The sequence below is a fragment of the Halobellus sp. H-GB7 genome, assembly GCF_030848585.1.
Taxonomy (GTDB): Archaea; Halobacteriota; Halobacteria; order Halobacteriales; family Haloferacaceae; genus Haloquadratum; species Haloquadratum inordinatus.
The window spans coordinates 99,650-112,243 of the sequence record NZ_JAVDDW010000002.1; the positions used below are offsets into that span (position 1 = coordinate 99,650).

At 61.2% G+C, this 12,594-nt stretch carries 12 protein-coding genes; 6 read left to right on the forward strand and 6 right to left on the reverse strand.

Features of this window, described 5'->3' with window-relative positions:
• Positions 1 to 38 precede the first annotated feature (38 nt).
• Genes RBH22_RS05470 through RBH22_RS05480 form a run of 3 tightly spaced genes read left to right on the forward strand, consistent with a single transcriptional unit; the run spans position 39 to position 2,805 of the window.
• A complete protein-coding gene (locus RBH22_RS05470) occupies positions 39 to 956 on the forward strand; it encodes an extracellular solute-binding protein (protein ID WP_306676782.1) in 918 nt (305 codons plus the stop codon).
• The gene (locus RBH22_RS05475; RefSeq protein ID WP_256289814.1) at positions 931 to 1,740 is read left to right on the forward strand and encodes an ABC transporter permease; all 810 of its coding nucleotides are present in this window, start codon (positions 931 to 933) and stop codon (positions 1,738 to 1,740) included. Before RBH22_RS05470 ends, RBH22_RS05475 begins: the two co-directional genes overlap by 26 nt.
• Positions 1,741 to 1,743: 3 nt before the next feature.
• The gene (locus RBH22_RS05480) at positions 1,744 to 2,805 is read left to right on the forward strand and encodes an ABC transporter ATP-binding protein (RefSeq protein WP_256289815.1); all 1,062 of its coding nucleotides are present in this window, start codon (positions 1,744 to 1,746) and stop codon (positions 2,803 to 2,805) included.
• A 48-nt stretch (positions 2,806 to 2,853) separates the two neighbouring features.
• Here the strand turns inward: RBH22_RS05480 and RBH22_RS05485 are convergent, their stop codons facing one another.
• Positions 2,854 to 3,924: a tyrosine-type recombinase/integrase gene (locus RBH22_RS05485; protein ID WP_306676783.1), complete on the reverse strand. Its 1,071-nt coding sequence runs from the start codon at positions 3,922 to 3,924 to the stop codon at positions 2,854 to 2,856.
• Complete coding sequence (locus tag RBH22_RS05490; RefSeq protein WP_306676784.1) at positions 3,914 to 4,384, reverse strand: DUF5805 domain-containing protein; 471 nt, start codon at positions 4,382 to 4,384, stop codon at positions 3,914 to 3,916. The genes RBH22_RS05485 and RBH22_RS05490 overlap by 11 nt, the downstream gene beginning before the upstream one ends.
• Before the next feature lie 1,592 nt (positions 4,385 to 5,976).
• On the opposite strand from RBH22_RS05490, the gene RBH22_RS05495 reads away from it, so the two are divergent.
• The gene (locus tag RBH22_RS05495; RefSeq protein ID WP_306676785.1) at positions 5,977 to 6,330 is read left to right on the forward strand and encodes a hypothetical protein; all 354 of its coding nucleotides are present in this window, start codon (positions 5,977 to 5,979) and stop codon (positions 6,328 to 6,330) included.
• 67 nt (positions 6,331 to 6,397) lie between these two features.
• Here the strand turns inward: RBH22_RS05495 and RBH22_RS05500 are convergent, their stop codons facing one another.
• Both RBH22_RS05500 and RBH22_RS05505 read right to left on the reverse strand, forming a co-directional pair.
• On the reverse strand, positions 6,398 to 6,736 hold the full coding sequence (locus RBH22_RS05500; protein WP_306676786.1) for a HalOD1 output domain-containing protein: 339 nt from the start codon (positions 6,734 to 6,736) through the stop codon (positions 6,398 to 6,400).
• A 111-nt stretch (positions 6,737 to 6,847) separates the two neighbouring features.
• Positions 6,848 to 7,654: a helix-turn-helix domain-containing protein gene (locus RBH22_RS05505; protein ID WP_306676787.1), complete on the reverse strand. Its 807-nt coding sequence runs from the start codon at positions 7,652 to 7,654 to the stop codon at positions 6,848 to 6,850.
• A gap of 292 nt (positions 7,655 to 7,946) precedes the next feature.
• Between RBH22_RS05505 and RBH22_RS05510 the strand changes: the two genes are divergently transcribed.
• Together RBH22_RS05510 and RBH22_RS05515 are read left to right on the forward strand one after the other, a co-directional pair.
• Entirely contained in the window at positions 7,947 to 8,777 is an 831-nt protein-coding gene (locus RBH22_RS05510) for a helix-turn-helix domain-containing protein (protein ID WP_306676788.1), read from the forward strand.
• Between the two features lie 63 nt (positions 8,778 to 8,840).
• Positions 8,841 to 9,155 (forward strand): hypothetical protein, encoded by a 315-nt coding sequence (locus tag RBH22_RS05515; RefSeq protein WP_306676789.1) that lies wholly within the window; start codon positions 8,841 to 8,843, stop codon positions 9,153 to 9,155.
• Positions 9,156 to 9,472: 317 nt separating this feature from the next.
• On the opposite strand, the gene RBH22_RS05520 is transcribed toward RBH22_RS05515, so the two are convergent.
• Together RBH22_RS05520 and RBH22_RS05525 are read right to left on the reverse strand one after the other, a co-directional pair.
• Positions 9,473 to 10,960 (reverse strand): MATE family efflux transporter, encoded by a 1,488-nt coding sequence (locus RBH22_RS05520; protein WP_256545204.1) that lies wholly within the window; start codon positions 10,958 to 10,960, stop codon positions 9,473 to 9,475.
• A 309-nt stretch (positions 10,961 to 11,269) separates the two neighbouring features.
• Positions 11,270 to 12,364: a putative sulfate/molybdate transporter gene (locus tag RBH22_RS05525; RefSeq protein ID WP_306676790.1), complete on the reverse strand. Its 1,095-nt coding sequence runs from the start codon at positions 12,362 to 12,364 to the stop codon at positions 11,270 to 11,272.
• Positions 12,365 to 12,594: the final 230 nt, after the last annotated feature.

Sequence of the window (12,594 nt, forward strand, 5' to 3'; positions counted from 1 at the left end):
GAGGTAAGTTTATTGGTTAAACATTAGATTTTGGACCGATGGTCGTCGCACCGCCGACTGGTCGGCGCTCGTTTCTCGCAGGGGCCGCGGCGCTCCTCACCGGGACCGCCGGGTGTGCCGGCGTCGTCGGTCGCGACCGGACGACTGCGACCCCCGTCTCGATACTCGCTGCCGGGAGCCTGAACAACGCGCTCGAAAACGGGCTCCGTTCGAGCGTCGACACGCCTGTCCAGATCGAAGCCCACGGGTCCGCAGAGGTCGCCCGCCTCGTCGCGGAGGGACAGAAGGACCCGGACGTCGTCTCCGTCGCCGACGTCGCGCTGTTCGACGGCCCGATGCGACCAGACTGGTACGCCGAGTTCGCGACCAACTCCGTCGTCGTCGCTTACAACCCCGACAGCAACGGCGGGGAACGCATCGCTGCCGCCGGAACCGACTCGTGGTACCGTCCGCTACTCGACGGCGACGTCGAACTCGGGCGGACGGACCCGGACCTCGACCCGCTCGGCTACCGGACCCTCTTCGTCCTCGAACTCGCGACGGACTACTACGACACTGACCGCGACCTTCGCGATGCGATCCCGAGCCGCGACCAGATCTACCCCGAGACGCAACTCGTCAGCCAGTTCGAGACCGGATCGATCGACGCCGCGATCGCCTACCGGAATATGGCAGTCGAGCGCGGCTACGACTACGTCGAACTCCCGGCAGCGATCGACCTCAGCGATCCCTCCTACGCCGAACAGTACGCGAACGCAACCTACGAACTCCCGAGCGGCAAGGTCGTCGAGGGTGGCCTCATCAGCTACGGTGCGACGCTCCGAAGCCAGACGTCGGCCGCCGCCGACGTCTTTCAGACCCACACGACCGGACCGTACCTCTCGGAGTTCGGCTTCGTGATCCCCGACGACTACCCCACCTACACCGGCAATGTTCCCAGCGAAATCGCGAACTGACTCCGGCGTCGGACGGTTCGACTGGCTGTCGATCACGTTCGTGCTCGGCGCGGTCCTGCTCTGTTATTACCTCCTGCCGCTGGTCTCGCTCGTCGTCAGCCAGCCGCCCGACGTGGTGCTGCGCCGCATCACGCAGCCGGACATCGTCTCGGCGACGACGACCTCGATCGTCTCTGCGAGCACGAGCGCCCTCGTCGCGACGGTGTTCGGTCTCCCGCTCGCATACTGGCTCGCGCGCGCTGACGGGCAGATCAAGACGGTGGTGACTGCGCTCGTCGTACTCCCGCTCGTTCTGCCCCCGATCGTCAGCGGGATGGTGTTGCTGACGATCGTCGGCCCGGAGACGGTCGTTGGACGGCTGGCGGCCGCCAACGGACTGCCGCTGACTCGGTCGGTTGCGGGCGTCGTGCTCGCGCAGACGTTCGTGTCGTCGCCGTTCGTCGTCGTCACGGCGAAAGCGGCTTTCGAGAGCGTCGACCGAAGCCTGGAGTACGCCTCGCGGTCGCTCGGCAAGAGCCGCTTTACGACGTTCCGCCGGGTCACGCTCCCGCTCGCGTGGCCGGGCATCCTCGCGGGCGTCACGCTGGCGTTCGCGCGCTCGATCGGCGAGTTCGGCGCGACGATTATGCTCGCGTACTACCCGCGGACGATGCCGGTGCAGATCTGGGTCTCGTTCACGACGCTCGGCCTGGACAACGCGTTCCCCGCGGCCGTCGTGCTGGTCGGTATCGCGGTCGCGACGCTCGTCGTCCTCAACGCTCTCGGACAGAACCCCCTGGAGTAATCGATGCTCGAACTGGACGCTCTCACGAAGACGTACGCTGGATTCGAGTTCGGCCCCGTCGACGCGACCGTCGACGACGAGGTCCTCGCAGTACTCGGTCCCTCGGGCAGCGGGAAGACGACGCTGCTGTCGGTGATCGCAGGGATCGTCGCTCCCGACTCGGGGTCCGTATCGCTGAACGGCCGAGCATTGAGCGGGCGATCGCTCGAAGACCGCCGGACGGGGCTGGTCTTTCAGGACGGGGCGCTGTTCCCGCATCTGACCGCCCGCGAGAACATCGGCTACGCGGCTACGAGTGGCGGTCGGATCGACGAACTCGCGACGCTGCTCGAAATACGGGACGTCCTCGACCGCAGGCCCGCGACGCTCTCCGGCGGCGAAAAACAGCGCGTCGCGCTGGCGCGCACTCTGGCGGCCGACCCGGACGCGCTGCTCCTCGACGAACCGCTTTCGAGCCTCGATGCGCCCATCCGCCGTCGATTGCGAATCGAACTCCACGCGCTGTTCGACTCGCTGGACATCCCGGTCGTGTACGTGACGCACGATCAGCGGACGGCAACAGCGCTGGGCGACCGCATCGCGATCTTCCGGAACGGCACGATCGAGCAGATCGGCCCGCCGTCGACCGTACTCCGAGAACCGGAAACGCGGTTCGTCGCGACGTTCACGGGGAACGAGAACCTCTTCGAGGGCGTCGCCACAGGCGGCGCGACGGTTCGGGTCGGCGACGTCGAACTACGGACAAGTGAGCCTGTTCCGGCCGAGTCGGCCGTAACCGTCTGTCTGCACCCCTCACGGATCCGACTCTGTGATCCGAGCGCCCGTCCAGCCGACGGCTCAGAGATCCACCCGACGAACGTGATTCGTGGGACCGTCGACGACTGGCTGAACGAAGGGACGGAATATCGTGTCCACGTGAATGCCGCCGGGACGTCGCTCGCGCTGGTGACGACCGTTCGTCCGCCTGCCTTTGATCGCTTAGCAATCGACGCCGGCGCTCCCGTCCAAGTGGCGATTCCGCCGCAAGCCGTCCATCTGATCCCACACGCCCAGGCCGAGCTTTGATATAGCGATATACAATTTACGTGTGTCCGCTCAGACGACGCCCCCAGCTCAGTACAGCGAGTAAATGTGCCGTTCGTAGGTCTCGCGGACTTGGTCACCCCAGTTGTGGGTGTAGGTGTCGATGATGTCGCCCCCGACGTCGCCCCGGAGATACTTGACGATCCCTCGATCGCCGGTCCGATCGCGGAGATGCGTCGTGAAGAAGTGCCGAAAGTAGTGTGGGGTGACGTTCTCTTCCGCACCACCGCCGGATCTATGCCAGCCGGCGTCGCTCGCGTGTCCTTCGACGAGGTGATGCACCATATCGGGTGTGAGCCGACTTCCCCAGCTCCCCGACGTACTGACGAACAACGGTTCTGCAGGCGAGCGCGCCGCCGGACGGATCGCGAGCCAGCGACGCAGCGCGACTCCGAGTTCGTCATCGACGGGGATCACCGTCGAACGCTTCCGCTTGTTCGACGCCGTGCGCTCCTCGCCGGCGACGACGGCCCCGGCCGCGGGTTCAGCGGCGACGTAGAGCGACGGTCCACGGCCGTCGAGGTGCGGGCGCGACGTTACGATCCCGTTCGATACAGCGTCGATCGGTGTGTCGTCGTCGAGCGCCAGGTCGCGGAGGTCGAGATTACAGAGTTCTCCCACGCGCATTCCGGTCTTGAGAAGCGTCGTGACGACCGCGTGATCGAGGGGATGCGTGACCGTGGCAAGAAAGTCCCGCATATCGGGGAGTGAAATCTCCCGCCGTGAGGGGTTCGTGTCGATCCGTTCGTCCATCTCCTCTATCACGAGCGTCATCGGATTGGACTCGAACGCGCCGACCTGCGCGAGGTACGCGTAGAATCGATGCAGATAGGAGGCGTACGTCGCGACCGTACTGTCGGCGACGTCCGATCGCCGGAGCGAGTGGATCCACGCCATACAGTCGCGATGTGTCGCCTCGGCGACCGAGGTCTGTGACCCGCTCGGAGTCGTCGACGGATCGCTCAGGAAGGCCTCGAACCGACGGAGGACGCGCTCGTAGGCGTCTCGGGTCCGTTCTGACTTCCCGTGGTACGTCATATCCTGCAGGAAGTACGCGATCGGATCTTCGAGAGCCTCGCCCTCGGCGGTCTCAGCGCTCATTGTGCTCCTCCGCCCCGCCGGGTGCGAGAGCGTAGCCGCCGCGCCGCCCGCTGTATCGCACGGCGTTCGACGCCTGTAACTCCTGGAGCGTCTCGTCGAGACGGCTCTCGATGTCGTCTGTCAGCGCCGCGAGAAGTTCGTCCCACGAGAGGTACTCGGAGGACGAGAGGACCTCGAGGACGCGACGTTCGAAGTCGTCTTCGGTGTCCTGTGTTGTTGGCCCGTTCTCGGAACTTGACCCCTGGGGTTCGGACCCTCCGTTTGCCCCTTCACCGGATTCTTCATATCCGGGCCTGTTGGGGACCTCGAAGTCGCGGCGGCCTGCCTGCACCATCGTCCGAACGAACTCGCTTTGGCTCATCCCCAACTGCTCTGCGTGTTCTTTCCAGCGCTCTTTCTGATAGGTGGGAACGTACGTCATTACCGTCGCCCGCTCGGTGTCGACTTCCTCGGCAGCCATACCACACCCTGCGTTTGCCCCCCACTTCACTTTACTGTAGATACCAGAATAAGAGAGATTAGATGTGTTTCTGATTGCGACTTTCCGGGGCTATAATCAGGTTATTTGTATTTCTACAATCTAAAATCTGCGAAGTGCTTGTATTCACACACTTATATTCTGACGTTCTTTATAGGTCTTATTTTCGAGGAATAGGTCGCTTCCAGCAGAGGCGATCCAGTACTGAAATTCTTGTTCTGTCGATGCAACAGAATGCGCCCGAGTCAGTCACTCGGATGCGCCGATCGGCCCCCGAAATCTGAATGGGTATCTTCGGCCCGCTACTCCGGGGGGTCGCTGCCAAAGATCAGTCTCCCGGGTTCGGTTCGATATCCCGACCAGATGCTGATGTGACTGTATCGTGCCATTGCTCTATTCGAGTCAGTCGAACTGGTGTTGACTTCGGGACCTCGGATTCCTCGTTACGTGGACACACATACTATCTGCGTCGGACGTTCGACAGCGGGACTAACTCTCCGTGGGGAGCGCCGAGGACCAACTGTGCCCCGTAGGCCTCTGCACAGGCAATCGCGCTGTCGATTACCGAGCCGCGCAACTGCTGCACCGTTCGTTCGATAGACCAGGGACGTGCTACTTTGGTAGAAACAAGCGGTCGCCGTCACCGGTATCCCTGGCCTCGATGACGACGTACTCCGAGTACGACGGGTTCGAGAACGTCCCGTCATCCTGCGGAATCGTCCACTTCTCTACTCCCTGATAGCCGAACTCTCTGGCAAAGCGTGAAACGCCAAACAGTAGTCGTGAGGACCTGACCCGACTGTCTCGCCTTCGTATACGCGCCGCCTCGATAGCAAACAAGCGGTACGTGGCAGCTACCCTGTGAGCGAGAGTTCGGATCGTAGTCAGGGGTATCTTTGATGGCTGTGTGTCGTGTTGTGTGCTCGATCCTACTCCAAGCGGCGTCGCCTCGGAGTGGTCGGACGCTCCACTGTCCTGCGGCGCGCGTTTCTGGCCGTCCTATCGGCCTGAAGGGACCTCGTACGTACGCTCGGGCATACACGCTCAGGGGGCATCATTTTCGTACCGACTGCGCCTCTATCAGAGCGAAAGAAGAATGAACGAAGGCTGATGCCGATGAACGGTCTTCCAACGAGTTCTTTGCATCCTGGACATCGGTGCGATGCAACTACGCTACGCGCAGGCCACGCGCTAGGCGGGGGAGCCGCTCCTCTGTAGCCTTCCGGGTTCACGCCTGTCCCCACACAGAGAATTGAGTGACTTCATAACTAGATCTCGCACAATCTGTCCGTATTCTGTGATTACCGTCAAGTAGTGTATAGGATTCGCGTCTGTGCTCGAACGTATAAACTTTATTCCGCTATATCAATATCCTGTCGACCAGAAGTTGAGACTGGCCGTCTCAATGCATACGGTTTTGAGATCATTTTCTCCCAAATTCGCCCAGATACATCTCGAACCGTCTGCACACTTTGAGGATTCGGGTTAACGACACGAGTATCCGTTAGGTCTGTGAAGTATCTAGTCCGTGTTCACGCGAGCTAACGTCCCAACTGAACTTAGTGGGACTACTTATGAGTAACTCAGAACAGCGGATAGCGACCGAGACAGCACTAGAGCTGCTGACCAACCAGCAGCGACGACAGATTCTCCGCCGGGTGGCTGACACACCCGACGGGACGACTGTCGACCAACTCACACAGCACCTGCGAGGGGCGGATTCACTGCAACCCGATGGCAACGGTTCTGTAGAACATCGAAGTATCGAACTTCACCACGTTCACCTGCCGAAGTTACAGGACGCGAACGTGATCGAGTACGACACCAGCCAGGGAACCGTGCATCGAGGTCGAGAGTTCCAAAATGTTCTCGCACTGCTTGAGGCCATCGACGAGCAGCAAGAAGAGACATCGTCGTTTACCTCCTGATCGTTATTCGATTGAGCAGCCGTCACATAGTCGGGGTCCCGTGGCGTGTTTTGATGGACCACAGTTCCTATCCGTTGTTTTCCTCTCTGAGGTCTCCATCGACGTGGACTTCTATGCTTCCGTTCTCGCTCACCGAGACGGCGGTGTCGGCATACCGGAAAGAGACCGTTACTGATGATGGCTGTCCGTTGAGTAGTGTATCGAGTGCATCCGCATCGAGGGTTTTCTGCAGCGGTGGGAGCTCCGTCGTGGGCCGATTAGTGGCTGCAGCAACTGCTTCGACGACCATCACACTGGGCTGGTCCGACTGCTGCCAGTTGTGACGAACTGTCGGGGGTCTCGCATCTGTGCTGTCGGTCTGGTCGGAGGTCGCCGAGTCGTCAACTCTGTTCGTGTCGTCATCCATTAGCTATCACCAGTTGTCGTGGAAGAAGCGACAGCGGGAGCAACCACCATTGCTTCTGGTCCCGTATATTGAACTCGGGTCTGTATGGGGTTGTTGTGAGTATCCGAGTTACTACTCATTTTGAGAGTCGCGATTGTTGTTGAGCTGCCAGGTGAACAGCGCTTTCAGCACTACGACAAGGCTGTTCGTCTGACCCGCGCCCCAGATAGCGGTTTCGTCACGAGGTTCGGGTGGGTGTTCACCGTTGCCGTCGACGAGCACACTCACGAGCGTCTTATTCTGGTCCACCATAAGGAGGCGACCAGCAGGCGTATCCGACCAGTCCCACACCGATTCGAACAGTTGCGCGTCAGGAACGTCCTGTTCGAGTCGGGCTTCGACGGATTGTGACATCTCTGCGAGCCGAATCGAGACTCCACGGTCGTTGGCGGTCGAGAGGCATTCAGCGACCTCGTCGGTCAGTAGCTCCCCGACAGTCATATACACGACCTCATCATCAGCGGACGAGATGAAATCCACGACGCGTTCGGTCACGGTGTCCCGGCCAGTTACCGTCCAGACACCCTGCTGTTCAGTACTGCGAGTCGCTGATGCAAGCTCGTCGAGTGCGCTTGTCAGGACCGTCACTCGGTGGTTGTACTCCTGTTCGAAGTGACGGCCGGCCGTCTCTGTCGAAATGGCCCAATATCGCTGGGGACTCGACTGTTTCACGTCGACGAGACCGCGGTCATGAAGCTCGTCAGCTGCGTCGTAGACGCGTGTTCGGGGGACATCGGCAACTTCGCTCACGTCCTGAGCAGTCCCTTCGCCCAGACTGACCAGGGCGACGAATGTCCGGGCGGCGTAGGTACTGAGGCCGAGCGCTTTGAGCTGTTTGACGGCCGTGAATCGTGCTTGGTCGGATGGATCGCCGGACATTAACTCGTCACCAATCTCGTGAAAACCACCGTGTATGGTGGCTTCTGACGTGTAGCGACAGAGAGGTTGGGACCAAATCTGTGCCTACACGCCACTCTACCCTCCGTGCTACCCGCACAAAGAAGTATTGTGATTAAGTGAGTGAATAGATGAATAGTTCCGATTTCAAGGCGCTCAGAGCACTCAAAATCGAGGTCATTTTGTGATAATTTGGGTGACATCGATAGATGTCGGTGGGACGTACTAAACATCCGGGGCACAAACCAGAAGGTAGCAGTCGAGGTTGGGACCAATGGAAGATGTTTCAAATCAAGACCAAGCGATCGAATTGCTCCAACAACTCGGGCTCAAAGAGTACGAAGCCAAGTCGTTCGTCGCGCTCGCACGCCGACAGCGCGGAACGGCCAAGGACATTAGCGAGACCTCCGAAGTACCCCGGACGCGCGTCTACGACGCGATTCGCGTACTGGAATCAAAGGGGCTGGTAGAAACCCAGCACTCGAACCCGCAGATATTTCGGGCGGTCTCTATCGACGAGGCTATCAACACCCTCCAGTCGGAGTACGCCGAGCGCACCGAGTCACTCCGGAGTGCCCTGACCGGGCTTGAACCGACCGATGAGGGAGACTCGACAGAGGCTACCCACGAGGTGTGGTCCATCTCCGGCGATCAGGGCATTACGAGCCGGACGCGGCAGTTGATCGAGGGAGCGACAGAGGAGTTAATCCTCGTGATCGGCCACGAGAGTATATTCACCGACCGGTTGGCCGAACAACTGCAGTCGGCTCAGGAACGCGATGTGAACGTCATCATTGGGACAGTCGATGAAGACCTCCGGGCCGCGATTCAGGATGCCCTCCCGGATATAGAGGTGTTCGTCTCAGGATTGGACTGGTTGAGCCGGTCACCGCTTCCAGATGACGATACCGAAATCAGTCGGCTGTTACTGGCCGACCGTGAGGCGATTTTGGTGAGTTCGTTCACCGAAACGAGGGCAGACGGCCGTGAGCACGAACAAGGCGTCTTTGGCCGCGGATTCGACAACGGGTTGGTCGCAATCACGCGACGGCTGATGGCGACGGGATTGCTGTCTGTGAATGACCCCGAAACTGAGGAAACTTAGGTCCCCACGGGAGCGTCGGAGAGAACGGCAAATCATTGGCCGGGAACGGCAGACGTGTCCCCGATGGCACCGACTGCCGTCTCTCGGCGCGATGTCTTCCGTTCGATAGCTACAACACAGTATCTCGACTGGCCAGCCTACGACTCGACGCCACTGTACGACCAGAGTTCACTACCGGCGCTCACTGAGGATTTCCGGACCGTCTCGGGAGTCTGGTACGAGCACAACGCCCACGACTCGGTCGAGGGGTTCGTCTGTCAGTATCCACTGTCCTACGCGGAGTTCAGTCCCCACGACCAGTACTCCGGTCCGACTCGATACGAGATGTCACAACTCTTCAGGGCGTTCCTGCTGATCTACTCGTCCAAGCCGAGTTGACTGGCGAGTATGAGCACTCACCGGTGATTACAGCGGGCAACACGCTGACGCTGCTGAAGAAGGAAACTGGAATCGGGTAGTGAGGAACTCTATTCGGGTTAGCGTGCCGCTGAGTGGCTACGCTGCTGGAAGTCTCGAAAATTTGCCCATATGATTGAGTGTGTGACAGGAATAGCCGCTTGGAGAGCCATCTAGAGCAGTTTACACAGATCGAATCGGTCAAATTCACGCATCGTAGCCCCGCTAAACCCTCTGTAGTCTCAACTTTCACTTGTCGACGCCTCCGGCAGATCGGTTATGGTCGTCTGCTAGATCAGCTAATCGTCGTCTGCTGGGATGTCGCGTCTCGGCTGTCCGCGGTCGACGACGCCGTCAGTCCACGTCCCACGAAGGAAGTACGCACCCGAGAGCAGCACCATCAGGACGTTCGCCACGGCGATGCCGTACCAGACGCCTGTAGCACCCATATCGAACCAGGCCAAAAGGGCGTACGCCGGCGGGATGCGAAGCAGGATGAGCCCGACGATGCCGAAGATCATCGCCAGTCGAGTGCTTCCACTTCCACGGTAGGCACCTTGGACGACGTAGAACACGCCGAGGAAGACGTACGTCACGCCGACGATCCGGAGGTACTCCGCGCCTGCAGCGACGACGGCGGCGGCCTCCGCACCAGTGATGAAGATGCCGACGATCGCGGCGGCGTTGAGGTAGACGAGCACAGAGACCCCGACGAGCACGCCAGCAGTGATCCCGGCGCTCGCGAAGACGGCCCGCTTCGCCCGGTCGGGCTGCTTCGCCCCCAGGTTCTGTCCGACGACCGTCTCTGTCCCGCGTGCGAGGCCGAGCGCGGGGAGCACGACGAGGGAGGTGACCCGGGTTCCGATCCCGAAGGCGGCGACGGCCTCAGCGCCCGCGAGCGCGACGAGCGCCGTGACGACTGTCACACCCAGCGACTGCGTACTCATCTCGATGCTCGCGGGCGCGCCGATGCGGAAGATCTTGCTCACCGTCTCGCGCGTCGGCACGAAGTCCCTCAGCGTGAGGTGGATGCCGACGCGGCCCGAGAGCAACAGCCCGATCGCGATCACGGCTCCGACGCCCCGGGAAGCGATGGTAGCGATCGCGGCACCCTGAACGCCGTACCCGGCGAAGCCCGTCGCGCTGTAGAGGTCCGCCTGAAGCGTAGTGAGGCCGGCGACCTCGAACAGGAGGTTGTTCTGGAACCCGAGGATGAGAAACGGGTCGATGACGACGTTGAGCACGACGCCGAGGAGCATCAGATACAGCGGGGTCCGCGTGTCACCCCAACCCTGCAGCAGCGACTGAAAGATGAAGAACCCGAAGACGAACGGAATCCCGAGAAACATCGTCCGCGTGTACGTGACCGAGAGCGCGAACACCTCGGTCCCGCGCGTTGCACCGATCAACTGGAGCAACCAGGGCGCCAGCGCGTAGCCGATGATCGAGAACACGATAGAGAGGCCGATCACGAACGCGATAGTTTGCCCGGCGACTGCGTTGATACGGTCCAGGTTGCCCGCGCCCTTGTTCTGTGCGACCAGCACCGTCCCGGCGACCGTGAAGCCCGCCGCGAGCGTGATGATGAGAAACACGATCGCCCACGAAAACGAGAGCGCACTGACCGCGTCCTGTCCGAGCCGTCCGACCCAGAACGTGTCTGCGAGGTTGTACGCCACCTGCAGCAGATTGGTGAGGACGATCGGCAGCGAGAGGACGAAAAGCGGCTTGATCAGAGGGCCGTCCGTGACGTTCACTGCACGGTTCGCTCCGGGACCTCCGCTCATCGTCTCACCAACGCCGTTCGGCGGCGCACCGTCGCACGCTTGCGCATCGATCGCGTACGGTCGGCGAAACCGCTCTTACTGCAGACGGGAGGCGCGAACAGATTGGTTCTTCGCACGTGTCCCCGAGAAAATCGAGACGCGAACTGGCGGACGACACTGAGACAAAATACTCGCTCAGCGAGTATAGCGGTTCCGTTCGGTGAGGGGCTATCGCTCGTACAGCCGGCTTCATACTGTCGGACAGAATGATGTGAAAATCACCGGCACCCGTGGGTGTCAACATCATTCACGAATTTCTGTCCGATAGTATCAGTCGTCGCGGAACCGCTTGCGCAGCAGATACGCCGCAATCCCGACTACGAACGCGACGCCGACGTTCGTCACGACGCCGAGGACGCCGATGCCGACCGTGAGCGAGAGCGAGTCGGTTTTGAGGCCAGCACGGCCGAGCTCGACGGCGATCACCGCGAGGACGACCCCGAGCATCGCCAGGGGGAACGCCGCGATCGCGCCCACGGCGACGACGGCCGCCAGCGCGTAGAGGATCCCGAGGATGAGATTTGCCCCCGCCGTCCGCGCGCCGAAGGCGTACTTGCCCGCGACGCCACCGCTACCGTGACACATCGGCATCGCACCCAGCGGGACCGCGAGGAGGTTCATCGCGCCCATACTGCTCGCGAGGTCGTCGGCTGAGACGTCCGCGTCGTAGTAATCCGAGAGCAGAAGCGACGTCGCGACGGCCGCGTTGCCGACGGTCATCGCCAACTGCGCGACAGTCGCGCCGATCGAATCCGACGAGAGCCCCGCCGTACTCGGCAGGGCGAGCGCCGCGGTCGGAAGGTGCGGGTCCGGGAGCCCGGTCTGTCCCAGTCCGATGCCGATGCCCACCGCGAGTACGGCCAGCGTGCTCGCCCGTCGCTGACCGATCGCGACGCTGATCCCGACGACGGCGAGTGCGAGGAGCGCGTACCAGACGCCGTCGAGGCTCAACCGGACTCCCGTTTCGAGGAGCACGAGCCCGACGGCCAACTGGACGCCACGAATCACTGGCTGGCCGACGTACCGTTCGATTCGCGCGAGCGTCCCAGTCGCGCCGACAGCGAGGAGGATGCCCCCGGCGAGGAGCCCGGCGACCGCCAGTTCAGACGTCGTCAGCGAACCGGCGATGACGAGGGCCGCGAGCGCCTTCATCGGCTCGACCGATATCGGGAGCCCGTAGTGGAGCCCCCAGACGACCTGAAAGACCGCAAAGCCGAGCAGGAGCCGTGAAAGCGAGAGGTCCGTGAGCGCCGCGGCGGCGACGACGACCGGGAGAACAGTAACCGAATCTCCTAACGCTCCCGTGAGTTCGTTTCGGGAGAAATCGAGCCGATTACTGTACTGGCCCCGGGCGAAGACGTCCATCACTTCGACAGAGTCCCTCGGGAGATATAACGTCTGGGTAAGCTATTGTGGTGCGAGAGGAACTACGGAAGTCGTTTATCCGATCGTTCTTCTCAGCACTCAAAATGACAGATATAATAGAAGACGAATCACCGAAGTCCGTTCGAACGAACACGCCGACCCTACCGATAGTTTCGGGATGAACAGAATGTAACCACTTATAGTTATATCGTTGCAGAGAAATGGCTCAG

What these genes read in the sequence shown, in the direction of transcription:
- RBH22_RS05525 (WP_306676790.1), bottom strand. Translation starts at nt 12,364, where the DNA reads ATGGACGTCTTCGCCCGGGGCCAGTACAGTAATCGGCTCGATTTCTCC.
- RBH22_RS05470 (WP_306676782.1), top strand. Translation starts at nt 39, where the DNA reads ATGGTCGTCGCACCGCCGACTGGTCGGCGCTCGTTTCTCGCAGGGGCC.
- RBH22_RS05485 (WP_306676783.1), bottom strand. Translation starts at nt 3,924, where the DNA reads ATGAGCGCTGAGACCGCCGAGGGCGAGGCTCTCGAAGATCCGATCGCG.
- RBH22_RS05480 (WP_256289815.1), top strand. Translation starts at nt 1,744, where the DNA reads ATGCTCGAACTGGACGCTCTCACGAAGACGTACGCTGGATTCGAGTTC.
- RBH22_RS05490 (WP_306676784.1), bottom strand. Translation starts at nt 4,384, where the DNA reads ATGGCTGCCGAGGAAGTCGACACCGAGCGGGCGACGGTAATGACGTAC.
- RBH22_RS05500 (WP_306676786.1), bottom strand. Translation starts at nt 6,736, where the DNA reads ATGGATGACGACACGAACAGAGTTGACGACTCGGCGACCTCCGACCAG.
- RBH22_RS05520 (WP_256545204.1), bottom strand. Translation starts at nt 10,960, where the DNA reads ATGAGCGGAGGTCCCGGAGCGAACCGTGCAGTGAACGTCACGGACGGC.
- RBH22_RS05505 (WP_306676787.1), bottom strand. Translation starts at nt 7,654, where the DNA reads ATGTCCGGCGATCCATCCGACCAAGCACGATTCACGGCCGTCAAACAG.
- RBH22_RS05515 (WP_306676789.1), top strand. Translation starts at nt 8,841, where the DNA reads ATGGCACCGACTGCCGTCTCTCGGCGCGATGTCTTCCGTTCGATAGCT.
- RBH22_RS05475 (WP_256289814.1), top strand. Translation starts at nt 931, where the DNA reads ATGTTCCCAGCGAAATCGCGAACTGACTCCGGCGTCGGACGGTTCGAC.
- RBH22_RS05495 (WP_306676785.1), top strand. Translation starts at nt 5,977, where the DNA reads ATGAGTAACTCAGAACAGCGGATAGCGACCGAGACAGCACTAGAGCTG.
- RBH22_RS05510 (WP_306676788.1), top strand. Translation starts at nt 7,947, where the DNA reads ATGGAAGATGTTTCAAATCAAGACCAAGCGATCGAATTGCTCCAACAA.